The following is a 25,638-nucleotide window of genomic DNA, read 5'->3' on the forward strand; positions in this document are numbered from 1 at the left end:
TTATTTTATTACCTGGTACACGTTGCTAAATGCAATTTGGCACCTGGGACGTTTATACCGCCTTCCATATCAAGACACTTGACAATACCATCGGTATCAACTTTTTTCAGCTGTCCGTTAATATAGTCCCAATGACTCGCAATAGGTTCATATTCGCGTATATAAACTTTGCCGCTTGCTGGTGCGAAGGCATATTCTGGATATGTTTCCAGCATCAGCATCCCATTAATAGCGAAATTGACCTCACGAATATTCTGCAATTCTGGATTAGAACCACATGGCTCCATCACCGCCTGCTGGTAAGCAATGCCAGTCATACATAATTTTCGTCCGTTACTGGTATTTTCAAGTTTATTATCCACCATTTTCCATGTTTGGGTTCCGGAAATAGCGGCATTCGCGGCGCCAGACAAAGCCGCCATAGTCAGAGCGGCAATAGTCAGAGCCGTCATTGTTTTCATTTTGTTATTCCTGATGTGATGATGAAATTTATTCATAGCATGGATATCGCTATAAATTCATCATAGAGGGAATAAGCGAATTATCTAAAATGATAGGTAGGATAAATTTATCCAAAATAATATGGATGATAAATCAGATGAGGTAACTAATCGGTCAGCGTCGCAGGCGAAATTTAACATCCCGCCTGCTCATCATTACGGCATTGACGGTGGCGTAATGCCGAAATGATTCCACGCCCGCACCGTCGCCATACGACCACGCGGCGTACGCTGTAAGAATCCCTGCTGGATCAAATACGGCTCCAGAACATCCTCGATAGTTTCACGCTCTTCACCGATCGCCGCCGCCAGGTTATCCAGCCCGACCGGTCCGCCAAAGAATTTATCCAGCACCGCCAGCAGCAGTTTGCGGTCCATATAGTCAAAGCCTTCGGCATCGACGTTAAGCATATCCAGCGCCTGGGCGGCAATCTCTGCCGAAATGGTGCCATCGTGCTTCACTTCGGCAAAGTCGCGCACGCGACGCAGCAGGCGGTTGGCAATACGCGGCGTACCGCGCGAACGCTTCGCCACTTCAAAAGCGCCCTCTTCGCTCATCTCCAGCCCCATATAGCGCGCGCTACGACCGACAATATGCTGCAGGTCCGGCACCTGATAAAACTCCAGACGCTGCACGATACCGAAGCGGTCGCGCAGTGGAGAGGTCAACGATCCGGCACGGGTCGTTGCGCCAATCAGGGTAAACGGCGGCAGATCGATCTTGATGGAGCGCGCAGCCGGGCCTTCACCAATCATGATATCCAGCTGGTAATCTTCCATTGCCGGATAGAGCACTTCCTCTACCACCGGAGACAGACGGTGGATTTCATCGATAAACAGTACGTCATGCGGTTCAAGGTTGGTCAGCATTGCCGCCAGATCGCCGGCTTTCTCCAGCACCGGGCCGGAGGTCGTGCGCAGGTTGACGCCCATTTCATTGGCAACGATATTCGCCAGCGTGGTTTTCCCCAACCCTGGCGGGCCAAAAATCAGCAGGTGATCGAGCGCATCGCCGCGCAGCTTTGCCGCCTGGATGAAAATCTCCATCTGGGAACGTACCTGCGGCTGGCCGATATACTCATCAAGCAGTTTCGGGCGGATCGCACGATCCACCACGTCTTCTGCCTGAAGGGTGCCTGCCGATACCAGGCGGTCTGCTTCAATCATCCTTTACCTCACAATGCAGCGCGCAGCGCTTCACGAATCAGGGTTTCACTGCTGGCATCCGGTTTGGCAATTTTGCTTACCATCCGACTGGCCTCCTGAGGTTTATAGCCCAGCGCCACCAGCGCGGCAACCGCTTCCTGCTCAGCGTCATCATCTGTTGACGGCGCCCCAGGTGACGTCAGAACCAGATCGGTGGCCGGGGTGAACAGATCGCCATGCAGACCTTTAAAGCGGTCTTTCATCTCAACAATCAGACGCTCGGCGGTTTTCTTACCAATCCCCGGGAGTTTAATCAGCGCCGCAGGATCTTCGCGCTCAACGGCATTCACGAACTGCGGAGCAGACATACCGGACAAAATCGCCAGCGCCAGCTTCGGCCCCACGCCGTTGGTTTTAATCAGCTCGCGGAACAGGGTACGTTCCTGCTTGTTGTTGAAGCCGTAAAGCAACTGAGCATCTTCACGCACCACGAACTGAGTAAAGACAATCGCCTCTTTACCCGCGTCCGGCAGCTCATAGAAGCAGGTCATTGGCATGTGGACTTCATAGCCCACGCCACCCACTTCCAGCAGCACTAACGGGGGTTGTTTTTCAATGATGATGCCTCTGAGTCTGCCTATCACGTGACGCTCCTGCGTTCTGGAAAATGTTTGACTGGCGATATAATAAAAAAAGGCTGGATGTTTATCCAGCCTGATTTCTCTTTATCGTAACCTGCCTCGCGCCAGATTGAGCCGCGATTCACTCATTTGCATCGCGTTCTGGCTGACGTGACAGTGGGTAATCGCAATGGCCAGTGCATCGGCGGCATCGGCCTGCGGGTTCGCGGGAAGCTTCAGCAAGGTACGCACCATATGCTGCACCTGGCTTTTCTCCGCGCTACCTATCCCCACCACCGTCTGCTTTACCTGACGTGCGGCATATTCGAACACCGGAAGATCCTGGTTCACGGCGGCAACAATCGCCACGCCGCGCGCCTGCCCCAGCTTTAGCGCCGAATCGGCGTTTTTTGCCATAAAGACCTGCTCAATGGCAAAAAAATCAGGCTGAAACTGGGTGATGATTTCCGACACGCCCGCATAAATCAGCTTCAGGCGCGACGGCAGATCGTCCACTTTGGTGCGAATACAGCCGCTGCCGAGGTAGGTTAGCTGGCGTCCCACCTGGCGGATAACGCCATAACCGGTGACGCGCGAGCCGGGGTCAATCCCAAGGATAATCGACATCACGCGTCTCCCGTAAACGGCTTATACGCTCTCATCAGAGAGTCGCTGCAACCTCATCAGAGATTTCACCGTTGTGATACACTTCCTGCACGTCGTCGCAGTCTTCGAGCATGTCGATCAGACGCAGCAGTTTTGGCGCAGTTTCCGCATCCATGTCCGCTTTGGTGGATGGGATCATGGAAACTTCAGCGTTGTCCGCTTTCAGACCCGCGGCTTCGAGTGCATCGCGCACGGCGCCCATCTCTTCCCACGCGGTGTAAACGTCAATTGCGCCATCATCGTAGGTCACCACGTCTTCCGCACCGGCTTCCAGGGCGGCTTCCATGATCACATCTTCGTCGCCTTTCTCGAAGGAGATGACGCCTTTTTTGCTGAACAGGTAAGAAACGGAACCGTCGGTACCCAGGTTGCCGCCGGTTTTAGTGAATGCATGGCGCACTTCCGCAACGGTACGGTTACGGTTGTCGGACAGACACTCAACCATTACGGCAGTACCGCCAGGGCCGTAACCTTCATAAATGATGGTTTCCATGTTCGCGTCTTCATCACCGCCTACACCACGTGCGATGGCACGGTTCAGGGTGTCACGCGTCATGTTGTTAGACAGCGCTTTATCCACCGCCGCGCGCAGACGCGGGTTAGAGGCCGGATCGCCGCCGCCCAGACGTGCCGCTGTCACCAGCTCACGAATGATTTTGGTAAAGATCTTACCGCGTTTGGCATCCTGTGCCGCTTTACGGTGTTTGGTGTTGGCCCACTTACTATGACCTGCCATAAAAAGTTCTCCAAAAATCGCGCCTTCTCAGGCAGCGTTAATTACAAATTCTTCAATCGCCTGCCGGTTGCTCCACGACTTGGTCAGTGCGGCGGCATCCGTCGCATCCACCCAGCGGTAGTTCAGGTGTTCGGTAAACACGATCTCCCGCTCATGGGGGAGCGCGAGACAGAACCACGATTCCGTATTGCGCTCAATGCCCGGCGCGTAGCGATGACGTAAATGGCTAAAAATTTCAAACTCCACCGTGCGCTGACAGTCCTTCAGGGTCAGTTGCTCGCGAGCAACATCAATGGTGACCTCTTCCTTTACTTCACGCGCGGCGGCCTGCGGCGCGGTTTCCCCCGCTTCCAGGCTGCCGGTAACCGACTGCCAGAAATCAGGATCGTCGCGCCGCTGCAACATTAGCACCCGCTTCGTGTCCTGGGCATAAATGACAACTAAGACAGAAACGGGAAGCTTGTATGTCATATCAGTTTTTCTCTTCCTTCTTCACCACCTCAATGCCCAGCTCAGCCAGTGCAGTCGGGTTAGCAAAGCTTGGCGCTTCGGTCATCAGACACGCTGCGGCAGTGGTTTTCGGGAAGGCAATAACATCACGAATGTTATCGGTGCCGGTCAGCAGCATGGTCAGACGGTCAAGACCGAAAGCCAGACCTGCGTGTGGCGGTGTACCGTATTTCAGGGCGTCCAGCAGGAAGCCAAATTTCTCACGCTGCTCCTGTTCGTTAATGCCCAGGATGCCGAACACGGTCTGCTGCATTTCGCCGCTGTGAATACGCACGGAACCCCCACCCACTTCGTAGCCGTTGATCACCATGTCGTAGGCGTTTGCCACTGCATCTTCCGGAGACGCTTTCAGCTCTGCCGCCGTCATGTCTTTTGGCGAGGTGAACGGGTGGTGCATCGCGGTCAAGCCGCCTTCACCGTCGTCTTCAAACATCGGGAAGTCGATAACCCACAGCGGTGCCCATTTGGTTTCGTCGGTCAGGCTGAGGTCTTTGCCCAGCTTCAGACGCAACGCGCCCATCGCATCGGCAACCACTTTCTTGTTGTCTGCGCCGAAGAAGATCATGTCGCCATCCTGCGCGCCGGTGCGCTCAAGAATCGCTTCCACGATGTCCGCATTCAGGAACTTCGCAACCGGGCTGGTGATCCCTTCCAGACCTTTCGCACGCTCGGTTACTTTAATATAGGCCAGACCTTTCGCGCCGTAGATCTTAATGAAGTTGCCGTAGTCGTCGATCTGCTTACGGCTCAGTGCCGCACCGCCCGGTACGCGCAGGGCTGCAACACGGCCTTTCGGATCGTTAGCCGGGCCGGCGAATACCGCGAACTCAACGGATTTCACCAGGTCTGCAACATCCACCAGCTCCATCGGGTTACGCAGGTCTGGTTTGTCGGAACCGTAACGACGCTCGGCTTCGGCGAAGGTCATGATCGGGAAATCGCCCAGCTCGACGCCTTTCACGTCATTCCACAGGCTACGCACCAGCGCTTCCATCACTTCACGCACCTGCTCGGCGGTCATGAAGGAGGTTTCCACATCGATCTGGGTGAATTCTGGCTGACGGTCAGCACGCAGGTCTTCGTCGCGGAAACATTTGACGATCTGATAGTAGCGATCGAAACCGGACATCATCAGCAGCTGTTTGAACAGCTGTGGAGACTGTGGCAGCGCGTAGAATTTGCCTTTATGTACGCGGGATGGGACCAGATAATCGCGCGCACCTTCCGGTGTGGCTTTGGTCAGCATCGGGGTTTCGATATCGAGGAAACCGTGGTCATCCATGAAACGGCGCACGAGGCTGGTGATTTTCGCACGGGTTTTCAGGCGCTGGGCCATCTCCGGACGACGCAGATCCAGGTAGCGGTATTTCAGACGCGCTTCTTCCGTGTTGACGTGGTTGGAGTCCAGCGGCAGCGCTTCAGCACGGTTAATGATAACCAGATCGGACGCCAGCACTTCAATGGCACCCGTCGCCATGTCTGCGTTGACGTTTTTCTCGTCACGCGCACGCACGGTACCGGTGACCTGAATGCAGAACTCATTACGCAGCTCAGAAGCCAGCTTCAACGCATCCGCACGATCCGGGTCGAAGAACACCTGAACGATACCTTCACGGTCGCGCATATCGATGAAAATAAGGCTACCAAGATCACGACGACGGTTGACCCAACCACACAGGGTGACCTGCTGTCCGACGTGGGACTGACGCAGCTGCCCGCAATATTCTGTACGCATGAGATATCCCTTAATTAGCCGCAGGCTAAATGTCGCCTGGAATGCAGGCTACTATGTCGCAGCTTTCTGTATGTCACAACTGGATGAAAAAAGGCGGCTATTATACTGGAAATTCCGCCGGACGATAAGAGCGAACCACGGCCTGACGGTCGTTTGCTGCACTCTTATTGCGCATTCTCACAAAAATTAACAAAATTATCCGACCCATTACAGGTCATCACGTCGTATGGTGTTACGGAAGTGATTCATTTAACGGGAGTAACGATGTTAACACTGGATGCCAGCAAAACCGCGCTTGTGGTGATTGATTTACAGGAAGGGATCCTGCCCTTTGCCGGTGGCCCGCACGCTGCGGATGATGTGGTTAGCCGCGCCGCTCGTCTGGCGGAAAAATGCCGTGCCAGCGGTGCCCCTGTAGTCATGGTGCGCGTCGGCTGGTCCGCTGATTTCGCCGAGGCGTTAAAACAGCCCGTTGATGCACAGGCGCCCTCCCATGCCCTGCCGGAAAACTGGTGGACGTATCCGGTGTCGCTGGGCAAACGCGACAGCGATATCGAAGTGACCAAACGTCAATGGGGCGCATTCTACGGAACCGATCTGGAACTGCAGCTCCGCCGTCGAGGTATCGACACCCTTATTCTGTGCGGCATTTCCACCAACATCGGCGTGGAGTCTACCGCCCGTAACGCCTGGGAGCTGGGCTTTAACCTGGTCATTGCGGAAGATGCCTGCAGCGCGGCTTCCGCGGAACAGCATCAGGGTAGCATGACCCATATCTTCCCGCGTATCGGACGCGTGCGCAGCACGGACGAGATCCTCAGCGCACTATGATGTATGTGGGGTTACCCCAGTGGTCGCACCCGAAATGGGTGCGCCTGGGCATCACCGGCCTGGAAGAATATGCCCGACACTTCAACTGTGTCGAGGGCAACACGACCCTCTACGCGCTGCCTAAAGCGGAGATTGTTGAACGCTGGCGGGAGCAAACGACCGACGATTTCCGGTTCTGTTTTAAGTTTCCGGCGACCATCTCCCACAACGCCGCGCTGCGCAACTGCGGGGATTTAACCGAAGAGTTCTTTACGCGCATGTCGCCACTGGCGAACCGGATTGGGCAATACTGGCTCCAGCTTCCCGCTACGTTCGGCCCGCGCGATCTGCCTGCCCTGTGGCAGTTTCTGGATAGCCTGCCCCGCGAGTTTACCTACGGCGTGGAGGTCAGGCATGCTGAATTTTTTGCCAAAGGTGAAGCAGAAATAGCGCTCAACCGCGGCCTGCTGGAACGTGCGGTCAACCGCGTCATTCTTGATAGTCGCCCCGTCCACAGTGCAATCCCGCACAGTGAAGCGATTGTGGATGCGCAACGCAAAAAACCGAAAGTGCCGGTCCACGCCATCGTCACCGCGCAAAACCCGATGGTCAGGTTCATCGGTAGCGATAACATGCAGCAAAATCAGGCGATGTTCGCCGTCTGGCTGCAAAAATTAGCGAAGTGGGAGCAAACCACTACGCCCTATCTCTTTTTACACACACCGGATATTGCGCAGGCACCCGAACTGGTCGATGCTCTCTGGCAGGCCTTGCAGGCCGCGGTTCCCGCCGTGGGTGACGCCCCCTCTATTCCACAACAATCTTCTCTTTTCTGATATCACCCCCTATCATAGTGAAGTGCCATCTGCCAAAAACAGGGAGTTTGTATGGTCAGCGCGCTGTATGCGGTTTTAGGTGCATTACTGCTGATTAAGTTTTCATTTGATGTTGTGCGTCTGAGAATGCAGTACCGCGTTTCTTATGGTGACGGCGGTTTTTCGGAACTGCAAAGCGCTATCCGCATTCACGGTAATGCGGTCGAATACATCCCCGTCGCCTTGATTTTACTGCTGTTTATGGAGATGAATGGCGCAGAAACCTGGATGGTTCACGTCTGTGGCCTGCTTCTGATTGCTGGCCGGCTAATGCATTATTATGGCTTTCACCACCGCTTATTCCGCTGGCGTCGTTCCGGCATGAGCGCGACCTGGTGTTCGCTTTTGCTGATGGTGCTGGCTAACCTTTGGTATATGCCGTGGGAGTTGGTTTTCTCCCTCCATTAGCGCACAATACGCCACTTTATTTTTCCCGGATTTTTACGTTATGTCAGATCGCGACACGCTTTTTTCCGCGCCTATCGCCAGCCTGGGCGACTGGACCTTCGATGAACGGGTAGCCGAAGTCTTCCCGGATATGATCCAGCGCTCTGTTCCCGGTTATTCCAATATTATCTCTATGATCGGTATGCTGGCTGAGCGCTTCGTTCAACCCGGCACGCAGGTCTATGACCTGGGCTGCTCGCTCGGCGCGGCAACGCTGTCGGTACGTCGTAACGTTCATCATGAAGATTGCCGAATCATTGCCGTCGACAACTCCCCGGCGATGGTAGAACGCTGCCGTCGCCATATTGATGCGTATAAAGCCCCTGTACCGGTGGACGTCGTCGAAGGCGATATTCGTGAGATTGAAATTCACAACGCGTCGATGGTCATCCTGAATTTTACCCTGCAGTTCCTGGTGCCTGAAGACCGTCAGCTGCTGCTGGACAAAATTTACCAGGGGCTAAATCCCGGCGGCGCGCTGGTGCTTTCCGAGAAATTCAGCTTTGAGGATGCCGACGTTGGCGAACTGCTGTTCAATATGCACCACGATTTTAAACGTGCGAACGGTTACAGCGAGCTGGAGATCAGCCAGAAGCGCAGCATGCTGGAAAACGTGATGCTGACAGACTCCGTAGAAACCCACAAAGCACGCCTGCGCAAAGCCGGATTTGAGCATAGCGAACTGTGGTTCCAGTGCTTTAACTTTGGCTCACTGGTGGCGCTAAAAGCCGGAGATGCAGCATGATTGAGTTCAGTAATTTCTATCAGCTGATAGCTAAAAACCATCTGTCTCACTGGCTGGAAACTCTGCCCGCGCAGATTGCCGCCTGGCAGCGCGATCAGCAGCACGGCCTGTTAAAGCAGTGGTCAAATGCGGTGGAGTATCTGCCAGAGCTGACCCCGCATCGTCTGGACCTGCTTCACAGCGTCACCGCAGAAAGCGAAGCACCGCTCCCGGCCGGGCAGATCAACCGCATCGAAACGCTGATGCGTAACCTGATGCCCTGGCGCAAAGGGCCTTTCTCGCTCTACGGGGTGAACATCAACACCGAATGGCGCTCCGACTGGAAATGGGATCGCGTTCTGCCTCATCTGTCTGACCTGACCGGGCGCACTATTCTGGACGTGGGCTGCGGCAGCGGTTACCACATGTGGCGCATGATTGGCGCAGGCGCGCATCTGGCAGTCGGTATCGACCCAATGCAACTGTTCCTGTGCCAGTTTGAAGCAGTGCGTAAACTGCTGGGCAACGACCAGCGCGCCCACCTGCTGCCGCTGGGAATTGAGCAACTTCCTGCCCTGAAAGCGTTTGATACCGTGTTCTCCATGGGCGTGCTCTATCATCGTCGCTCCCCGCTTGAACATCTGTGGCAGCTGAAAGATCAGCTGGTCAGCGGCGGCGAACTGGTACTGGAAACGCTGGTGATCGAAGGTGACGAACATGCTGTTCTGGTGCCGGGCGATCGCTACGCCCAGATGCGTAACGTCTACTTTATCCCGTCCGCGCTGGCATTGAAGAACTGGCTGGAGAAGTGCGGTTTTGGGGATGTGCGGATTGCCGATGTCAGCGTGACGTCACTCGAGGAGCAGCGCCGCACCGACTGGATGATCACCGAGTCGCTGGAGCAGTTCCTTGACCCGGCCGACCACAGCAAAACCATCGAAGGCTATCCGGCACCGATGCGTGCGGTATTGATCGCGACGAAGCCGTAACCCTTTAGCCGGGTGACGGCTACGCCTTACCCGGCATACGCGTCGCACGTTTTCTCCAAAATAGTTCAAGTTGCAGCAAGGCGGCAAGGCAGCGAATCCCCGGGAGCTTACATCAGTAAGTGACCGGGGTGAGCGAGGCGGCCAACGCGGCTGCGGCTTGAAATATGAAGGAGAAAAAAAGGCCCCTGTGTAATTTGCAGGGGCCTGGTACAAGCAAGCATCATATTGGGCGACATGATGCGCGGTAAAAATCGGTACGTTGCTACACGTGATAGCGCTCAATCAGCGACTTCATTTCCGCAACCGACTCTCCATCTACACCGTAGCGTGAATACTCATCCGCTTCAGCATCCGTCGACATTGACAGCCCTGTATTGCGATAACGCATGGGTGAAGGTATCCATTTCCCCGCAGAGCTGTGAAGCTCTTCCACCCCGGCGTTTAAAAACCGTTCCAGATTGCCGGCACGGACTCCCGCACCCGCCATTATTATTGGAACACCGGAATGGGCTTTTAGTTCCGTAATTAATTGCAGACCTTTTTCAGCAGAAGACTGTTGCCCTGATGTCAGAACGCGCGCCACACCCAGTTCGGCAAGGGTATCAAACGCTTGCAGTGGTTTTTTGCACATATCAAACGCACGATGAAACGTCACGGCCATTCCTTTTGCGGCGTCCATCACCTGACGCATACGCGGCAGATCGACCTCACCGTCTTCATCCAGCAGGCCGGTCACCAGCCCGGGGAACCCGAGGTCACGAACAAGGGCGATATCTTCAAGCATGGCACTGAACTCACCCGACGTATAACAAAAATCACCGCCGCGAGGACGAATAATGGGGTGTACCGGAAGGGTGACGGCCTTACGGGCCGACGTCAGCACGCCGTATGAGGGCGTTAACCCTCCTTCTTTCGGGGCGGCGCACAGTTCAATGCGATCGGCCCCTTTCCGTTGCGCGGTGACGGCACACTCCACGCTATAACAACAAATCTCCAGCAGCGCCATCGACTCCTCCTTAAAATCGGCTTAACGCGCCATCATGGCACGCCTCTTGTTTTGGGTCTCAGCGACGAGTCACAACTCTCAGGCTTCGCTGGCAACGATCTGCTCAATGGTCCACGGATGAAATTTCACCGTCACCTGCCCGTCAGTCACGGCCAGCGTCGGATTAGGCAGACGCTCACGCTCGCCTTTGGGCGAACTTGTCTTCACAAAAATGCCCGGCTGGCTTAATCCCTCGTCTGAGAGCAGGGCCAGCGCGCGCGCGTTCAACGTTTCCGGCTCACCCGGCAGGACGATTTCGATATGCTCCCAGCCTTCGTGCGGGTAACGTTTTTCACCCGGCCATGGCAGTTCTACAACGGTGAATTGCCAGTGCGCCACGCAGACCGGTTCATGCAGTTTGAACAGACAAATGGGACGACCATTAATCATGTTCTCAGAAAGCAACTCACCACACTGTTCAAACCCGCGACGCCAGCGCTCGGCAGTCGCGTTTTGATGGCAGCGCAAAGAGATGTGATCGGCCTCAAGCGGCGCGATATCCAGACCAAGACGGGTGGCAAGTTCTGTGAACGCCTGGGTGAAGCGCGGTAAATCTGCGGAAATATCATGCAGTTCGTCAATGGATTGCCAGTTCGCCATACGTCAGTCTCTTTTCATGTCGCAAAGCCGCTAATTTACTCTGTTGCCCTGTTTCGACCAACCTCTGAATCGCGGTTTTTACGACTGCATGTTTATGCACCTCTTCTCTGGCTGGATTCTGAGCAATCTTCGGGCCCCGCAATGCTGACGGCAGAAGGCATTTGCAGTATACTCCCGCCCTAAATTCTTTAACTGGCGCGGGCGGTTGTAGGCCCGCATCAAAAACGTAAGGTATCCAGGTGAATATTCAGGCTCTTCTCTCCGAAAAAGTCAGTCAGGCACTGATTGCCGCAGGTGCGCCTGCGGATTGCGAACCACAGGTTCGTCAGTCAGCAAAAGTACAGTTTGGCGACTATCAGGCTAATGGCGTGATGGCAGTGGCTAAAAAACTGGGCATGCCGCCGCGACAGCTCGCTGAGCAGGTATTGACGCATCTGGATCTCACCGGTATCGCCAGCAAAACCGAAATCGCTGGCCCGGGCTTTATCAACATTTTCCTGGAGCCTGCATTCCTGGCAAGCCACGTTGACGCGGCGCTGAAATCAGACCGTCTGGGTGTCTCCCGACCACAAGCGCAGACGGTGGTGATCGACTACTCTGCCCCGAACGTGGCGAAAGAGATGCACGTTGGCCACCTGCGTTCCACCATCATTGGTGATGCCGCGGTGCGCACGCTTGAGTTTCTCGGTCACAAGGTAATCCGCGCAAACCACGTTGGCGACTGGGGTACCCAGTTCGGCATGCTGATTGCTTACCTGGAAAAACAGCAGCAGGAAAACGCGGGCGAAATGGCGCTGGCGGACCTGGAAGGGTTCTACCGCGAAGCGAAAAAGCATTACGACGAAGACGAAACCTTTGCCGAGCGCGCGCGCAGCTACGTCGTCAAGCTGCAGGGCGGGGATCAATACTTCCTCGAGATGTGGCGCAAGCTGGTGGACATCACCATGTCCCAGAACCAGCTTACCTATAACCGTCTGAACGTGACCCTGACCCGTGATGATGTCATGGGTGAAAGCCTGTACAACCCAATGCTGCCGGGCATTGTGGCGGACCTGAAAGCGAAAAACCTGGCGGTTGAGAGCGAAGGTGCAACGGTCGTGTTCCTTGATGAGTACAAAAACAAGGAAGGTGAACCGATGGGCGTGATCATCCAGAAAAAGGATGGCGGCTATCTCTACACCACCACCGATATCGCCTGCGCGAAGTACCGTTACGAAACCCTGCATGCTGACCGTGTGCTGTACTACATCGACTCCCGTCAGCACCAGCACCTGATGCAGGCCTGGACTATCGTGCGTAAAGCCGGTTACGTACCGGATTGCGTTCCGCTGGAACACCACATGTTCGGCATGATGCTCGGTAAAGACGGCAAGCCGTTCAAAACCCGTGCGGGTGGTACCGTGAAGCTGTCTGACCTGCTGGATGAAGCGCTGGAGCGCGCCCGTCGTCTGGTGGCAGAGAAGAACCCGGACATGCCTGCCGACGAGCTGGAAAAACTGGCTAACGCCGTCGGTATCGGCGCGGTGAAATACGCGGATCTCTCTAAAAACCGTACCACCGACTATATCTTCGACTGGGATAACATGCTGGCGTTTGAAGGCAACACGGCGCCTTACATGCAATATGCTTACACCCGCGTGCTCTCGGTGTTCCGTAAGGCGAACATTGATGAAAACGTACTGGCGAATGCGACCGTGACCATCACGGAAGATCGTGAAGCCCAGCTGGCGGCGCGTCTGCTGCAGTTTGAAGAGACGCTGACGGTTGTCGCCCGTGACGGTACGCCGCACGTTATGTGCGCTTACCTGTACGATCTGGCGGGTCTGTTCTCCGGCTTCTACGAGCACTGCCCTATTCTGTCTGCGGAAAATGAATCGGTCCGCAACAGCCGCCTGAAGCTGGCGCAACTGACGGCGAAGACCCTGAAGCTGGGTCTGGATACCCTGGGTATCGAAACCGTAGAGCGTATGTAATACAAAAAACCCGGCAGCCGCCGGGTTTTTTATTATCAGAAATACTTCCGCAAATACTCCGTCAGACACAGAATCGCCATGGCCTGTCCATAGGGCATCGACGTCAGCGGGATTTGGCGATAAAACGCCAGGTCGCTGCCCATCCCCGTGCCGAACGACGTTTGCAATAACTCCCCTTCCGGCGAGATATTTTTCACGATGCCGCGAATCGCTTTTTCAGCAACGTCAGCATACGCAGGCGCAACATAGCGCTTACGCACCGCTTTCAGGATCCCGTAGGCAAACCCGGCCGTCGCGGACGCCTCCAGGTACGAGCCCGGATCGTCCAGCAGGGTATGCCACAAGCCGCTCTCGTCCTGACACTTTGCCAGCGCGGCAATTTGCGCATTCAATACCTGCACCAGATAACGGCGCACGGCGTTGTTTTCCGGCAAATCAACCAGTTCAAGGAAATCCGGAATCACGATGGTGAGCCAGCTGTTGCCCCTCGCCCAGCGGGCATGAGCAAAGTTATGGTTGCCGTCGTAACTCCAGCCGTGGAACCACAGGCCCGTCTCCCGGTCCATCAGGTTCTGCACGTGCAGCAGGAACTGATACACCGCCTCTTCAACGTACTCCGGTTTGTTGAGCAGTTTGCCGATTTTCGCCAGCGGCAACACCGTCATCATCAGCGTGTCATCCCACACCTGCTGATGATTCTCTTCCGCCAGGGTGATGTGCTGCATGCCACCGTGATCGGTGCGCGGCATCTCGGTCATCGCCCATTCCGCCCAGCTTTCCAGCCACGGCAGCCAGGCCGGGTTTTTGGTCTCTTCATAACGACAGGCCAGCGTCAGGAACGGCGACATCGTATTGACGTTTTTGGTAGTGGCACCTTCAGCAAAACGGTCAGCAAACCAGCTGTCGATAATGTCGCGCATGCCTGTGTCACCGGTCTGGCAGTAATACTGCCAGATACCGTACAAACCGACGCCGTGCGTCCATTCCCATCCGGCCCAGCCTTTGGTGTCGATCACGCGCCCGTCGTCCAGCCGCAGCAAAAACTCACCCGTCTTGTCGTGGATATTGACCAGGTTATGCGTCACCTTTTGAATCAGTGCTTTCAGCTCATCTCTGGCAATAAAGCGTTCAGGTTGACGCAATAACGGGCTATGTTTGACAGGCCAAACTTTCATCATCTTAACCTCTGTTGTATGTCGAATTCAGTACTGCACCATCCTTCAGCGAAGGTGCGGCTGGCTTATTGCGATTCAGATAACCGATGTTGTTATTACCCCACAGTGACGCATACGGCATACCGGCCAGCATCTCGACAGTGGCGCGGGCATGCGGCGTCGCTGATTCCGGTATCGCATGACCCCACGCACGCATTTTCGCGGTCTCCTCGCGCAGCGTGCTGTGGGTCTGTAAATTCAGTCTGAAGCGCAGGGAAACGAGGAATCCGCAGAACAGCACCAGGAGGGTGCCCACACTCAGGATCATCAAAATGGTATGGCTCACTTCCGCAGGCTGCACTTTCTGACCGCTGACAAAGCCGGACATCTGCATCACGATGCCCACCAGCATCACCGCACCGGCCTGAGAGGCTTTACGGGTGAGGGTCATGATGCCGGCGAAGATCCCTTCGCGGCGCTGACCGGTGATCACTTCGTCCACATCAGCGATGTAGGTATAGGTATTCCAAGGCACGTAGTTGATACCGCCGCGGCCAAGGCCGGCAATGGCAGAAACCAGCAGCAGCAGAGAATAGATGTCGCTCAGCCCGGCATAATAGAGGACGGCGTAAGAAAGAGAGGCCAGGCCAAACAGTACCACCACCATGCGGTAGGACGGCGCAGGACCAAAGCGAATGCACAGCGGGATCATCCCGAGCACGGCGAGAAACTGGAAGATGGCCATCGTACCGAGCAGGTTAGAGGCCATTGAGGCTTCCTGCATCAGCACAAACACCACGTAGTAGGTGAAGACCGCGTTAAATACATCCTGCGCAATGTAGCCGCCGAGATACATGCCCAGATGCTGGCGGAAAATTTTAATTCGCAGCGTAGAACTCAATTCCACGAACAGACGATTGAGGCTCTGGCCGAGTGTCAGCTTCTTCTTCTCTTCTTCAGCCCGCAGCGCCGCTTCGGACCATTCCTCACGCGGACGTTCCCAGGTAAAGCACCAGACGAAAATGAGCATCAGGGCGCACAGAACGGAGAAAACCAGGCTTGCATAGAAGAAGGAGACCGCATTGTCTTTACCGAAATGCGTGAGCAATATCCCGGGCAGAAAGGAGGCCAGAATGGCGGACATCTGCGCCATGGAAATACGCGCCCCGGAGAACTTGGTTTTCTGTTTGAAGTCATCGGTCATTTCCGGCACCAGCGTCTCGTACGGCACCAGAATCATGGTGTAGACAATATCAAACACCAGATAAGTCAGCAGGTAATACCAGAAATTCATGTCCCCCACCCACATCAGCGAGTAGCTGAATACGCACGGGATCCCCAGCAGAATAAAGAATTTACGGCGACCAAAGCGCTTTCCGAGCCAGGTCGTACCGAAGTTGTCCGTCAAGAACCCCATTAACGGACTGACAACGGCATCCAGCACCCGTGCCGCGGCAAAAATGAACGTTGCTTCAATCGGTGTGAGTCCACAGAAGGTGGTGTAAAAATACAAAAGCCAGGCCGCCGTCAGGGCGGTGGTACCCGCCCCGAGGAAATCACCTGACCCGTATGCAAGATAATTTGCGAGTCCAATTTTACGTGTTTTCATTGCCGTCAACCCTAATCAATGTTGGGAGACTCCCTGTAAGCAAACCTCGTCCGGGAGCTTTTACACGGCTACAGTAAAGGCATCGACTTCCTGATACCTTTCTGTTTCTGCCATCACGCAGGGGGTGAATGGCAAAAATGCAAAGAGTATCGTCACGCGTGTCACTGATTTATAAAACAGCGTTTCTTTTTCATCAAAAGGTGAGGTCAGTTTTGCGAGCCAGCCATCAGTATTACCTGATGGCTGGTGAAAAAGCGGGCAGTTAGCGGTAGTTTACAATGACAGAATTGCTCTGCACTTTCAGCGCCGGGATCAAACGTCCCCCGCCCGGCACTTCCCAGATAAAACGCAAAGGTTCAATGGCGGGCACGCCGTTGAACGCCTGCGTCGTGCCATTCTCTCCGTCGATTTCCGTACAGCGACTCTGGGAGCAGAGCCGCACCCGCAGTCCGGCTGGCGTTGGGCCAATCAGTCTGTAATTCCAGACCACCATCCCCATCAGACCGGAAACCGCTTCAGAGGGCGACAGCGGAGTAGAAGACATGGCGACACCCCGGTTGCTCAGGGTCACGCCCATGCTGCTTGCCTGCCAGGCGCCTTCCCCGGCCGCCTGTGCCGCCAGCGGGAAGAGCATAATCCAAAGCCATTTAGCCATTATTTTCCTCCAATCGTCGCCGTCATGCGGATATGACGGTTATCCGACAACTCCATATTCGACAGCACCACCAGCTGGTTCAGGCTGCGACGCAGGAAGCGCGACAGCAGCGGACGCAGCGCATGGTTGACCAGCAGCACCGGTGGCGCCCCCAGCATCTCCTGACGTGCCAGCGCCTCCTGGGTCTGCTCCAGCAGGCGATCCGCCAGACCTGGCTCCAGGCCGCCCCCGCCCTGCAGAGCCTGCAGCAGCAGACGTTCAAGCGGCGTGTCGAGGCCAATCACCTGCACTTCTCCGGTTCCCGGGAACCACTGCTGCGTGATTGCGCGCCCCAGCGCCACGCGCACCACCGCCGTCAGCTCGTGCGGATCGCTTTGCAGCGGCGCATGCTCGGCAAGGGTTTCCAGAATGGTTCGCATATCGCGAATCGGCACTTTTTCCTCGAGCAGGTTTTGCAGCACCTTGTGCAGCGTGGTTAACGTCAGCACGCCCGGGACCAGATCTTCCGTCAGCTTCGGCATCTCCTGCGTCACGCGGTCGAGAAGCTGCTGCGCTTCCTGACGACCAAACAGCTCTGCCGAGAATTGCCCAATCAGATGATTAAGATGGGTTGCCACCACGGTACTGGCTTCGACTACCGTATACCCCTGGATTTGCGCCTGCTCTTTCAGCGCACTTTCAATCCAGATGGCCGCCAGACCAAAGGCCGGATCGACGGTTTGCTCGCCCGGCAGCGTGCCTGCCGCGGTGCCAGGGTTAATGGCCAGCCAGCGACCCGGGTAGGCATCGCCGCTGCCAATTTCGACCCCTTTCATCAGAATACGGTAGCGTGCAGGCGGCAGATCCATATTGTCACGGATGTGAACCACCGGCGGCAGGAAGCCCATATCCTGAGCGAATTTTTTACGGATACTGCGGATACGGCCAAGCAGCTCGCCATCCTGCTGAAAATCCACCATCGGGATCAGGCGATACCCCACTTCCATTCCCAGGGAATCTTCCAGCTGCACGTCGTTCCACGTCGCCTCGACGGCCTGAGTATTCTCCGGCATTTTCACCGGAACCGGATCCGCCGCCGGTTGGGTTTCACGGCCACGCATCCACCAGGCAAGGCCCAGCAGACCCGCCGTAAACAGCAGGAAGACGAGGTTTGGCATGCCCGGTACCAGACCAAGCAAACCCAGTACGGCAGCGGCCAGCAGCATTACGCGCGGGTTACTGAAGAGCTGGCCAACCATCTGCTCGCCAACGTCCTGATCGGTACTCACGCGGGTGACAATCACGCCCGCCGCCGTGGAGATGACCAGCGCCGGGATCTGCGCGACCAGACCATCACCAATAGTCAGCAGCGTGTAGCTTTCCGCCGCGTGGCCCATGTCCATGCCGTGCTGCAATACCCCCACCAGCAGGCCGCCCACCACGTTAATCACCATGATCAGAATGCCCGCGATGGCGTCACCGCGCACAAACTTACTCGCACCGTCCATGGATCCGTAGAAGTCCGCTTCCTGAGTGACTTCCGCACGGCGTTTTTTGGCTTCATCTTCCGCGATTAACCCGGCATTCAGATCGGCGTCGATCGCCATCTGCTTGCCCGGCATCCCGTCCAGCACAAAACGGGCGCCCACTTCCGCAATACGTCCGGCACCTTTGGTGATAACCATAAAGTTGATGATCACGAGGATAACGAACACCACGATACCGATAGCGAAATTACCGCCTACCAGGAAGTGGCCGAAGGCCTCCACCACTTTACCTGCTGCTGCCGCGCCGGTGTGTCCTTCCATCAGGATGATACGCGTGGACGCCACGTTCAGTGCCAGTCGCAGCAGAGTGGTAAACAGCAGAATGGTCGGGAACGCGGCAAACTCCAGGGTCCGCTGAGTGAACATCGCCACCAGCAGCACCATAATGGAGAGCGCAATATTAAACGTGAACAGCAGATCGAGGATGAATGCCGGGAGCGGCAGAACCATCATCGACAAAATTAACAGGATGAGAATCGGCCCGGCGAGGATCTGCCATTGGGTCGATTTCAGGTTGCCGGGCAGGCGCAACATTGCCACCAGATTAGCCATCAGTGTCCTTCTCGTTCATAAAATCCAGCGCGGCAGGCACCGGAAGGTTCTCAGGTTTCACAGGCCGTTGACCCCCGGCCAGACGCCAGCGTTTCAACTGCCATACCCAGGCCAGCACTTCCGCCACCGCGGCGTAGAGTTGTCCCGGGATCTGTTGTCCGATTTCCGCATGGCGGTATAAGGCACGCGCCAGCGGTGGAGCTTCCAGGATCGGCACGCGGTTTTCGGTGCCAATTTCCCGGATACGAAGTGCGATCAGCCCCGCCCCTTTCGCCACCACTTTCGGCGCGCTCATCTTGTTTTCGTCGTAGCGCAAGGCAACGGAATAGTGTGTCGGGTTGGTGACGATGACATCCGCCTTCGGCACATCCTCCATCATGCGCCGACGAGCGGCAGCACGCTGCATTTGACGGATACGCCCTTTAACGTGCGGGTCACCTTCCATCTGCTTATATTCGTCACGGATATCCTGACGTGACATCCGCAGTTTCTTGAAATGGCTATAAAGCTGGAAGATAACGTCAAAACCGACCATCGGGATAATGCTGAGCACCACCAGCAGCGCGCAGAGTCCAACCAGATTCAGGGCGTTACTCATGGCAGTAAGGGGCGACTCGCTGATGAGGCGCATCATTTCGGGCCAGTGATACCAGAGGAAGAACCCGGCAGAACTGCCCATCAGCACCGATTTGAGAATAGCCTTGAGCAGCTCGGCCCCGGTCTGCGCCGAAAACATTTTCGCAATGCCCGGCAGTGGGTTCAGCTTCGAAAATTTGGGCTGCAGTGATTTTCCGCTAAACACCAGACCGCCCAGCATGACTGGAGAGACCAGCGCCACCAGCACCACGCCGGTAATTAAGGGCAGCAGCGCAACCATGGCCCCTTTTATTAACTGAATAATCTGGCTGAGGATCAGATTCGGGTCATTGACCATACTGTGGTCAAAACGTAAGCCAGTTGAGAGCATTCCCGCCAGCTTGCGGGCGAGCGACTCCCCACCCCACCAGATAATGCACACCCCTACGACAAGGATCAGCAGGGAGGTCAATTCTCGGGATCGGGGGATCTGCCCTTCCTCACGCGCTTTTTCAAGTCGGTGGGGTGTGGGGGCTTCCGTTTTGTCGTCGTTCTCTTCTGCCACAGTGCATGCTCAGCCCATTACGTCACGGTTATCTTGCCACGGGAGGTTATCGCCAATGGGTAGATAAACCCCTATAATCATGCCCTGTTAACCACTTTAACGATTAAACGCTGTAGCGAGGCCGTTTGCCGTTCAAAAAACGTACAACTCAGGTTTGGCATTCACTTTTTAATACTGATTATTTTTTAAAAGTGTTTTTAATAAAAATAAATATAAAATTTTTAAAAACTGAGTTGGCCGGTTTCATCATCAAAATACGTCTATTTTTTGATCAAAATATACTTATGGATAATATTAAATCGAAAAAATTATAATTGATTTATATCAATGATGGTTTTTCTCCAGTATTAAAATATTTTTCATGACGGTTATAATAATTAATATTAATCTTGACCCGCAATTACTTGAAGGAAATTACCCGCTATACTTCTGCACGGTGTCAATTGAGCCAAAATATTAAATTGAATACCTAACGTGTTTTTAAACTCAGGAGTTTTTGCAGATGGATTTCAAAAATAACTTTATGGCTGGCGCAGTACTTGCGGCCATTTCGATGGGCAGTTTTGCTGCCGAAATGAATGCGGGGACGGTCCACTTTACGGGAGAAATTATTGAACCGAGCTGCACCATTCAGGGTGATAGCGGCACGGACAGTACGGTCCCTCTGGGGACGTACCCTAAATCTCTTTTTAAGGCGGTCGGAACTGAATCTTCCCTGACCCCGTTCTCGATTACGCTCGCAAACTGCCCGGTAAAGAGCGATGGGCTGCCGGCAGTACAGCTCACCTTTAACGGCACGACGACCCTGACCAATACCTCTACGCTGCTGGATGTCAGCAAAATCACCACCACCGGTGAGACCGCCGCCACCGGTATCGGCGTCGCCGTTAGCCCGGCGGGCAAAGACACTCAACTTATCACCATGGATGGGGCAGAAGGACAGGTTTATATTCAACTGGCCACCCGTACTACCGATACCATTAAAGCCGACTTTAACGCCCGCTATAAGTCATTTGCCGCAACGGTGACCGCTGGCCCTGCCGATGCGGATATGACGGTGAATATTTTATACCGTTAATACCTGTTTATCTAATATTCAGCATGCCACTGATTAGATAATGACACGTAATGCGTCATGCTCCGATAATAGTCCGAAAGCGGACTATTATCATTATTTCAACCTGCTCCAATAAGGGTTTCCCGTGCGCACATCCCTGCTTTTTTTATTATGCCTTCCCGTCATAACAAGTTCGTTTTGTCACGCCGCGGGAATACAAATCGGCCGCACCCGCATAATTTACGATGCTGCAAAAAAGGAAGTTGCCCTGCCGCTTACGAACAGTGAAAAAGAATTGCCCTGGCTGATCCAGACCTGGACAGACACTGGCGATGGCAAAACGCGTGGGCCCTTTATTGTCACGCCCCCCCTCTTTCGACTCGATCCTCAAAAAGAGCAAAGCCTGCGAATCACCTGGAACGGCAGCCCGTTACCGAAAGACAAAGAGACGCTGTTTTATTTGAATGTCCGCACGGTGCCCGCAACCGCCGCAGAGGATGCCGATAAAAACGTGCTACGACTCATCTACAAAACGCGACTGAAGCTGTTCTGGCGTCCCGTGGGGCTCAACGGGACGCCAGGCGAGTCCTGCAAGAATCTGCGCTTCGTTCGCCAGGGCCAGCAGCTGACGGTGATAAACGACAGTGCGTTTTACACCGTTTTTGACTCTCTCTCGCTAGGCTCGCAGAAGCTCGAAAGCGCCGATATGGTGGGGCCAGCATCACGCGTTGATATCCCTCTTCCCGACGCTGCACCGGCGAATGACGTCAGTTGGCGGTGCATTACCGATTACGGCAATGCCTCCGAAAAATACACGTTCCATCTGACCAGGGGATAAACGACAGAATGATTGCAGGACGTAATTTCTTGCCTGTTGGGGGAACCTTTCGGCTGAATTCGGTTACCCGCTGTCTGGCGAGTACCCTGATGTTAATGATTTTTTCCGCAGATGCCCGGGAGTATCTCTTTTCCCCTTCCTCACTCGAAGGGGACATGCTGACGCAGCAGGATATCGACCTCTCGCTTTTTACAAAATCGAATGCCCAGTTGCCCGGCACCTACTCTTCCGTCATCACAATCAACGATCGCAGGCTGAAGGATGCCAACATTCGCTACGTCAGCAGATCTGACGGGCGCCTGATCCCCCAATTGAGCCCCGCGATGCTGCGCGCCTGGGGCATTAATATCGACCGTTATCCTCCGTTGCTGAAGCGTCCGGCGGAGGAAACGCTCCCAGAGTCGCTGGATAACTATATTCCACAGGCGTCTGCAGAGCTTGATTTCTCAACAATGACGCTTAGGTTGAGCATCCCCCAGGCCGCGCTGGCTGATAACGGTCGCGATTTTATCGATCCCTCGCGCTGGGACGATGGTGTTCCCGTCCTGTTCAGCGATTATTCGCTGTCGGGCTCGCAAAGCAAAGAAGATCGCGAGGACAGCACAGAAAGCCGCTATCTGAATTTGCGTACCGGGGCGAACCTGGGCGGCTGGCGTCTTCGAAACTACTCAACGTGGAGCAAATCGGACGGCGATTCACAGTGGGATAACATCAACACTTTCCTGCAGCACGACATCGACGCGCTGAGAGCGCAGTTCACCGCGGGCGAGAGCAGCACGCGCGGCGAAGTGTTCGACAGCCTGCAGTATTGGGGCGTCAATCTCGCCACGGACGAAGAAATGTTGCCCTATAGCCAACGCGGCTATGCACCGGTCATTCGCGGCGTCGCCAGCTCGAATGCGGTCGTCTCGGTGCGCCAGAACGGATATCTCATCTACCAGCAGAACGTAGCCCCCGGAGCGTTTGAGCTCAACGACCTTTACTCCACCACCAACAGCGGCGACCTGGAAGTGACGGTGAAAGAGGCCGACGGCACCGAACATCACTTTACTCAACCCTACTCAAGCATCGCCATTATGCAGCGCCCGGGACACATGAAGTATGAATTGACGGCGGGCCGTTATCGCGCAGACAGCGGGAGTGACCAAAAGGAGCCCGACTTCCTTCAGGGGAGCGTCATCTACGGCGTCAACAATCTGCTGACCTGGTTTGGCGGGCTAACCCTTTCGCAAGACTATAGTGCCCTCAATACGGGCGCTGGCATCGCGCTGGGGCCGCTGGGTTCGCTCTCTACAGACGTCACCGCCGCCGATACCACGCTTGACGACGGCAGCAAGCATGTCGGCCAGTCCTGGCGCGTACTCTATTCGGGGAAAATTGACGCCACCGATACCAATTTCACGCTTGGCAGTTATCGCTACTCGAGTCGCGGGTATTACAGCTTTGCTGACGCTAATCAGAAGCAGGACGGACACGATAGCGATTTGCTCTTCCGCTATAACAAACGCAACCGCGTTCAGGCCAGTATCAGCCAGAACCTTGCTGGCGTCAGTCTCTATCTTAACGGCTACCAGCAGGACTACTGGGGGACGTCGAAAAAAGAACGCAGCCTGTCGTTAGGTTTTAACACCGTTCTGTCTGGGGTGAGTTATCACCTGGCATATACCTACAGTAAAACGAACGACGAGGAGGCCGACCGGATGGTCTCCTTCGGCTTTAGCGTGCCGCTAACTCGCTGGCTCCCCCGCGCGTGGAGTAGCTATAACATCAGCAACACCAAAAATGGCTACACCCGACACAATATCGGCGTCAACGGAACGCTGCTGGACGACGAACGTTTAAGCTATTCGCTGCAGCAAAGCCATTCTAATCACGATGGGGAGGATACCAGCAGCGTATATGGTACCTATCGTTCTCAATACGCCAACCTGAATGCCGGTTATTACGCCTCTTCCGGCAGCGCGGAGCAGATGAACTACGGGATCAGCGGGGCCATTGTTGCACACCCCCGCGGCGTTACGCTGGCGCAGCCGTTAGGGAGCCAGTTTGCCATTGTCAATGCCAACGGCGCCTCCGGTGTACGCTTTCAGAACCAGCAGGGTATTCAGACAGACTGGCTGGGTAACGCCGTTATCCCGTCCCTGACGCCGTATCAGGAAAATGCGATTCGTATCGACACCGCAAGCCTGCCCGAAAACGTGGAGAGCAGCGATACGTCAATCCGGGTGATCCCTTCACGTAATGCCGCCGTTGAAAGCCGGTTCGATGCGCACGTTGGTTATCGAATGCTGATCGCGTTAACCCGCCCCGGCAATCAACGCGTCCCCTTTGGCGCAATCGTCACCAGCGCGAACGCGGACCTGAGCGGCATCGTGGACGATACCAGCACGGTATACCTGGCCGGCGTCGGCGAGCCCACACAGCTCACGGTGAAATGGGGAAAAGCGCCAGACCAACAGTGCGTCGCCCATATTTTACAGCAGGCAGAGGGATACACGGAGAGCCCTAACGGTATCCGTTCAACCCGCGCGCTTTGTCAGCAGGAAACAGCTTATGCTCACTAAAATGAAAAGACGGACCCTTACGGTTTCTCTGACCAGCACGCTGATGCTGGTATCAACGGGGGCTTTCGGCGCCGTCACGGTACTCAAAAATTGTTTCGGAGCCCCACAGACGTATTCCATTGATTACCATCATGAATTTACGTCGACGGAAAACGTTGCAAACAACGATTATGATATTCCGGGTCACCTGGTCGGCGCAGGTGCCGACCTGGAAGCAAACTGCACGTGCCCGGGAAACATGTTTTCGTCAAGCACCGTCTACGAAAAAACCCTGGCTGGCAGTCCCCTTAACCCCGGCACCAGCGGTACTGGCTATCTTACGGATAAAATTGATGCCCACATTACTGGCTATGCGGATGCGATTAACTCCCCGGACGGCAGCTCGCTCACCCCAATCCCGATCAATGAGTACCCGACCCCGCGGGGAAATATGCTTACCGTGCTCGAATCGAGCCTGTCTAAAACAGAAGAAGAAAGCGACGTATGCAGCAATGACTCCCGGCCTGACGGTGGTGCCGCATCGAAACGCAAGTTTCGCTGGAACGTCGTGGCCGTGCTGCTGCACATAAAAAAACCGATCCTGGGTGAAGAGGTGATCCCGGCGACGCTCATCGCCCAAAACTACGCCTGCCTTTATATTGGCACCGGTGGAAGCTGCGACGCTACTCAGGCAGAACACGTCTCTGATATCTGGTTTGGCGGCACCCTTTCTGCACCGCTGAGCTGCACCATCAACGCAGGCAGCACGATTGAAGTCCAGTTTGGCAGCATCGTCAGTAAACAGTTTACCCGCAAAGGGCAACCGCCTCAGGGCTATGCCCTAAAAAGCGTCGATATTAACTACCACTGTGACGATAACGCCGTTGGTAATAATGACCGGATAAAGCTCACCCTGACGGCCGACCAGGGCATAGTGGATAGCAGTACGCCCTACATTGCTAAGCTGCTTGAAAGGGACGATCTGGGCGTGCGGGTGTACGACGAAAATAGCCAGAACGTGGCGCTGGATGGGACTTATGCATTTCCAGTAAACCTGGACGAGCAGGGAAACGGCAGCGTTAAAATACAGGCGGTTCCCGTCAGCACCACGGATGCCACGCCCGCACCGGGGAGCTTCGAAGGAAACGTCACGGTGAAGATGGATCTGCGCTAGAACAGACCCTCAG

The 25,638-nt window shown here is 55.2% G+C and carries 24 protein-coding genes; 10 read left to right on the forward strand and 14 right to left on the reverse strand.

Going from position 1 to position 25,638, the window contains the following annotated elements; genetic code table 11:
* Window positions 1-8 precede the first annotated feature (8 nt).
* The 7 genes from L383_RS14440 to aspS all read right to left on the reverse strand — a co-directional run bounded on the left by L383_RS14440 (window position 9) and on the right by aspS (window position 5,913).
* Window positions 9-461, reverse strand: a complete 453-nt coding sequence (locus L383_RS14440) for a hypothetical protein (RefSeq protein ID WP_023330722.1) — start codon at window positions 459-461, stop codon at window positions 9-11.
* A gap of 195 nt (window positions 462-656) precedes the next feature.
* A complete protein-coding gene (ruvB, locus tag L383_RS14435) occupies window positions 657-1,667 on the reverse strand; it encodes a Holliday junction branch migration DNA helicase RuvB (protein ID WP_014884317.1) in 1,011 nt (336 codons plus the stop codon).
* Between the two features lie 8 nt (window positions 1,668-1,675).
* Window positions 1,676-2,290 (reverse strand): Holliday junction branch migration protein RuvA, encoded by a 615-nt coding sequence (gene ruvA / locus L383_RS14430; RefSeq protein WP_023330723.1) that lies wholly within the window; start codon window positions 2,288-2,290, stop codon window positions 1,676-1,678.
* Between the two features lie 81 nt (window positions 2,291-2,371).
* Window positions 2,372-2,893 carry a crossover junction endodeoxyribonuclease RuvC gene (ruvC, locus tag L383_RS14425; RefSeq protein ID WP_014884319.1) on the reverse strand — a complete coding sequence of 174 codons (522 nt, stop codon included), beginning with the start codon at window positions 2,891-2,893 and terminating at the stop codon, window positions 2,372-2,374.
* A 34-nt stretch (window positions 2,894-2,927) separates the two neighbouring features.
* Complete coding sequence (locus tag L383_RS14420; protein ID WP_014884320.1) at window positions 2,928-3,668, reverse strand: YebC/PmpR family DNA-binding transcriptional regulator; 741 nt, start codon at window positions 3,666-3,668, stop codon at window positions 2,928-2,930.
* 27 nt (window positions 3,669-3,695) lie between these two features.
* Window positions 3,696-4,139: a dihydroneopterin triphosphate diphosphatase gene (gene nudB, locus L383_RS14415; protein WP_023330724.1), complete on the reverse strand. Its 444-nt coding sequence runs from the start codon at window positions 4,137-4,139 to the stop codon at window positions 3,696-3,698.
* Between the two features lies 1 nt (window position 4,140).
* A complete protein-coding gene (gene aspS / locus L383_RS14410; protein ID WP_014884322.1) occupies window positions 4,141-5,913 on the reverse strand; it encodes an aspartate--tRNA ligase in 1,773 nt (590 codons plus the stop codon).
* Between the two features lie 264 nt (window positions 5,914-6,177).
* On the opposite strand from aspS, the gene L383_RS14405 reads away from it, so the two are divergent.
* Genes L383_RS14405 through cmoB form a run of 5 tightly spaced genes read left to right on the forward strand, consistent with a single transcriptional unit; the run spans window position 6,178 to window position 9,758 of the window.
* Complete coding sequence (locus L383_RS14405; protein WP_023330725.1) at window positions 6,178-6,744, forward strand: hydrolase; 567 nt, start codon at window positions 6,178-6,180, stop codon at window positions 6,742-6,744.
* A complete protein-coding gene (locus tag L383_RS14400; protein ID WP_023330726.1) occupies window positions 6,741-7,559 on the forward strand; it encodes a DUF72 domain-containing protein in 819 nt (272 codons plus the stop codon). Before L383_RS14405 ends, L383_RS14400 begins: the two co-directional genes overlap by 4 nt.
* Window positions 7,560-7,610: 51 nt before the next feature.
* Window positions 7,611-8,006, forward strand: coding sequence for an MAPEG family protein (locus L383_RS14395; RefSeq protein WP_014884325.1), 396 nt, complete (start codon window positions 7,611-7,613; stop codon window positions 8,004-8,006).
* 40 nt (window positions 8,007-8,046) lie between these two features.
* A complete protein-coding gene (gene cmoA, locus L383_RS14390; RefSeq protein ID WP_014884326.1) occupies window positions 8,047-8,790 on the forward strand; it encodes a carboxy-S-adenosyl-L-methionine synthase CmoA in 744 nt (247 codons plus the stop codon).
* Window positions 8,787-9,758, forward strand: a complete 972-nt coding sequence (gene cmoB, locus L383_RS14385; protein WP_023330727.1) for a tRNA 5-methoxyuridine(34)/uridine 5-oxyacetic acid(34) synthase CmoB — start codon at window positions 8,787-8,789, stop codon at window positions 9,756-9,758. Before cmoA ends, cmoB begins: the two co-directional genes overlap by 4 nt.
* Before the next feature lie 262 nt (window positions 9,759-10,020).
* On the opposite strand, the gene cutC is transcribed toward cmoB, so the two are convergent.
* Window positions 10,021-10,764, reverse strand: a complete 744-nt coding sequence (gene cutC, locus L383_RS14380; protein ID WP_023330728.1) for a copper homeostasis protein CutC — start codon at window positions 10,762-10,764, stop codon at window positions 10,021-10,023.
* A 78-nt stretch (window positions 10,765-10,842) separates the two neighbouring features.
* Window positions 10,843-11,403 carry a VOC family protein gene (locus L383_RS14375; RefSeq protein ID WP_014884329.1) on the reverse strand — a complete coding sequence of 187 codons (561 nt, stop codon included), beginning with the start codon at window positions 11,401-11,403 and terminating at the stop codon, window positions 10,843-10,845.
* A 239-nt stretch (window positions 11,404-11,642) separates the two neighbouring features.
* Here L383_RS14375 and argS point away from each other — a divergent pair, with 239 nt between their 5' ends.
* Window positions 11,643-13,376, forward strand: a complete 1,734-nt coding sequence (argS, locus tag L383_RS14370) for an arginine--tRNA ligase (protein WP_023330729.1) — start codon at window positions 11,643-11,645, stop codon at window positions 13,374-13,376.
* A 35-nt stretch (window positions 13,377-13,411) separates the two neighbouring features.
* On the opposite strand, the gene L383_RS14365 is transcribed toward argS, so the two are convergent.
* The 5 genes from L383_RS14365 to flhB all read right to left on the reverse strand — a co-directional run bounded on the left by L383_RS14365 (window position 13,412) and on the right by flhB (window position 20,013).
* Window positions 13,412-14,551 carry a beta-galactosidase BglB gene (locus L383_RS14365; RefSeq protein WP_032629271.1) on the reverse strand — a complete coding sequence of 380 codons (1,140 nt, stop codon included), beginning with the start codon at window positions 14,549-14,551 and terminating at the stop codon, window positions 13,412-13,414.
* Between the two features lie 4 nt (window positions 14,552-14,555).
* On the reverse strand, window positions 14,556-16,139 hold the full coding sequence (locus L383_RS14360) for an MFS transporter (RefSeq protein WP_023330731.1): 1,584 nt from the start codon (window positions 16,137-16,139) through the stop codon (window positions 14,556-14,558).
* 262 nt (window positions 16,140-16,401) lie between these two features.
* A complete protein-coding gene (locus L383_RS14355; protein WP_014884333.1) occupies window positions 16,402-16,794 on the reverse strand; it encodes a flagellar protein FlhE in 393 nt (130 codons plus the stop codon).
* On the reverse strand, window positions 16,794-18,872 hold the full coding sequence (gene flhA, locus L383_RS14350; protein ID WP_014884334.1) for a flagellar biosynthesis protein FlhA: 2,079 nt from the start codon (window positions 18,870-18,872) through the stop codon (window positions 16,794-16,796). Before flhA ends, L383_RS14355 begins: the two co-directional genes overlap by 1 nt.
* Window positions 18,865-20,013 carry a flagellar biosynthesis protein FlhB gene (flhB, locus tag L383_RS14345; RefSeq protein WP_023330732.1) on the reverse strand — a complete coding sequence of 383 codons (1,149 nt, stop codon included), beginning with the start codon at window positions 20,011-20,013 and terminating at the stop codon, window positions 18,865-18,867. The genes flhA and flhB overlap by 8 nt, the downstream gene beginning before the upstream one ends.
* Before the next feature lie 502 nt (window positions 20,014-20,515).
* On the opposite strand from flhB, the gene L383_RS14340 reads away from it, so the two are divergent.
* The 4 genes from L383_RS14340 (at window position 20,516) to L383_RS14325 (ending at window position 25,625) form a co-directional block, all read left to right on the forward strand.
* Complete coding sequence (locus L383_RS14340; protein ID WP_014884336.1) at window positions 20,516-21,091, forward strand: fimbrial protein; 576 nt, start codon at window positions 20,516-20,518, stop codon at window positions 21,089-21,091.
* Window positions 21,092-21,215: 124 nt separating this feature from the next.
* Window positions 21,216-21,908, forward strand: a complete 693-nt coding sequence (locus L383_RS14335; protein ID WP_023330733.1) for a fimbrial biogenesis chaperone — start codon at window positions 21,216-21,218, stop codon at window positions 21,906-21,908.
* Window positions 21,909-21,997: 89 nt separating this feature from the next.
* The gene (locus tag L383_RS14330; RefSeq protein ID WP_149278193.1) at window positions 21,998-24,472 is read left to right on the forward strand and encodes a fimbria/pilus outer membrane usher protein; all 2,475 of its coding nucleotides are present in this window, start codon (window positions 21,998-22,000) and stop codon (window positions 24,470-24,472) included.
* The gene (locus L383_RS14325; RefSeq protein ID WP_023330735.1) at window positions 24,462-25,625 is read left to right on the forward strand and encodes a fimbrial protein; all 1,164 of its coding nucleotides are present in this window, start codon (window positions 24,462-24,464) and stop codon (window positions 25,623-25,625) included. The genes L383_RS14330 and L383_RS14325 overlap by 11 nt, the downstream gene beginning before the upstream one ends.
* Window positions 25,626-25,638 lie beyond the last annotated feature (13 nt).

This window comes from Enterobacter sp. MGH 37, from assembly GCF_000534515.1.
Taxonomy (GTDB): domain Bacteria; phylum Pseudomonadota; class Gammaproteobacteria; order Enterobacterales; family Enterobacteriaceae; genus Enterobacter; species Enterobacter kobei.

Coding starts and splice junctions, on each gene's coding strand:
- cmoA (WP_014884326.1), top strand. CDS start 8,047: ATGTCAGATCGCGACACGCTTTTTTCCGCGCCTATCGCCAGCCTGGGC.
- L383_RS14330 (WP_149278193.1), top strand. CDS start 21,998: ATGTTAATGATTTTTTCCGCAGATGCCCGGGAGTATCTCTTTTCCCCT.
- ruvB (WP_014884317.1), bottom strand. CDS start 1,667: ATGATTGAAGCAGACCGCCTGGTATCGGCAGGCACCCTTCAGGCAGAA.
- cutC (WP_023330728.1), bottom strand. CDS start 10,764: ATGGCGCTGCTGGAGATTTGTTGTTATAGCGTGGAGTGTGCCGTCACC.
- L383_RS14400 (WP_023330726.1), top strand. CDS start 6,741: ATGATGTATGTGGGGTTACCCCAGTGGTCGCACCCGAAATGGGTGCGC.
- L383_RS14340 (WP_014884336.1), top strand. CDS start 20,516: ATGGATTTCAAAAATAACTTTATGGCTGGCGCAGTACTTGCGGCCATT.
- flhA (WP_014884334.1), bottom strand. CDS start 18,872: ATGGCTAATCTGGTGGCAATGTTGCGCCTGCCCGGCAACCTGAAATCG.
- L383_RS14375 (WP_014884329.1), bottom strand. CDS start 11,403: ATGGCGAACTGGCAATCCATTGACGAACTGCATGATATTTCCGCAGAT.
- L383_RS14405 (WP_023330725.1), top strand. CDS start 6,178: ATGTTAACACTGGATGCCAGCAAAACCGCGCTTGTGGTGATTGATTTA.
- L383_RS14420 (WP_014884320.1), bottom strand. CDS start 3,668: ATGGCAGGTCATAGTAAGTGGGCCAACACCAAACACCGTAAAGCGGCA.
- L383_RS14365 (WP_032629271.1), bottom strand. CDS start 14,551: ATGAAAGTTTGGCCTGTCAAACATAGCCCGTTATTGCGTCAACCTGAA.
- aspS (WP_014884322.1), bottom strand. CDS start 5,913: ATGCGTACAGAATATTGCGGGCAGCTGCGTCAGTCCCACGTCGGACAG.
- L383_RS14395 (WP_014884325.1), top strand. CDS start 7,611: ATGGTCAGCGCGCTGTATGCGGTTTTAGGTGCATTACTGCTGATTAAG.
- L383_RS14355 (WP_014884333.1), bottom strand. CDS start 16,794: ATGGCTAAATGGCTTTGGATTATGCTCTTCCCGCTGGCGGCACAGGCG.
- L383_RS14440 (WP_023330722.1), bottom strand. CDS start 461: ATGAAAACAATGACGGCTCTGACTATTGCCGCTCTGACTATGGCGGCT.
- L383_RS14360 (WP_023330731.1), bottom strand. CDS start 16,139: ATGAAAACACGTAAAATTGGACTCGCAAATTATCTTGCATACGGGTCA.
- nudB (WP_023330724.1), bottom strand. CDS start 4,139: ATGACATACAAGCTTCCCGTTTCTGTCTTAGTTGTCATTTATGCCCAG.
- L383_RS14325 (WP_023330735.1), top strand. CDS start 24,462: ATGCTCACTAAAATGAAAAGACGGACCCTTACGGTTTCTCTGACCAGC.
- cmoB (WP_023330727.1), top strand. CDS start 8,787: ATGATTGAGTTCAGTAATTTCTATCAGCTGATAGCTAAAAACCATCTG.
- ruvC (WP_014884319.1), bottom strand. CDS start 2,893: ATGTCGATTATCCTTGGGATTGACCCCGGCTCGCGCGTCACCGGTTAT.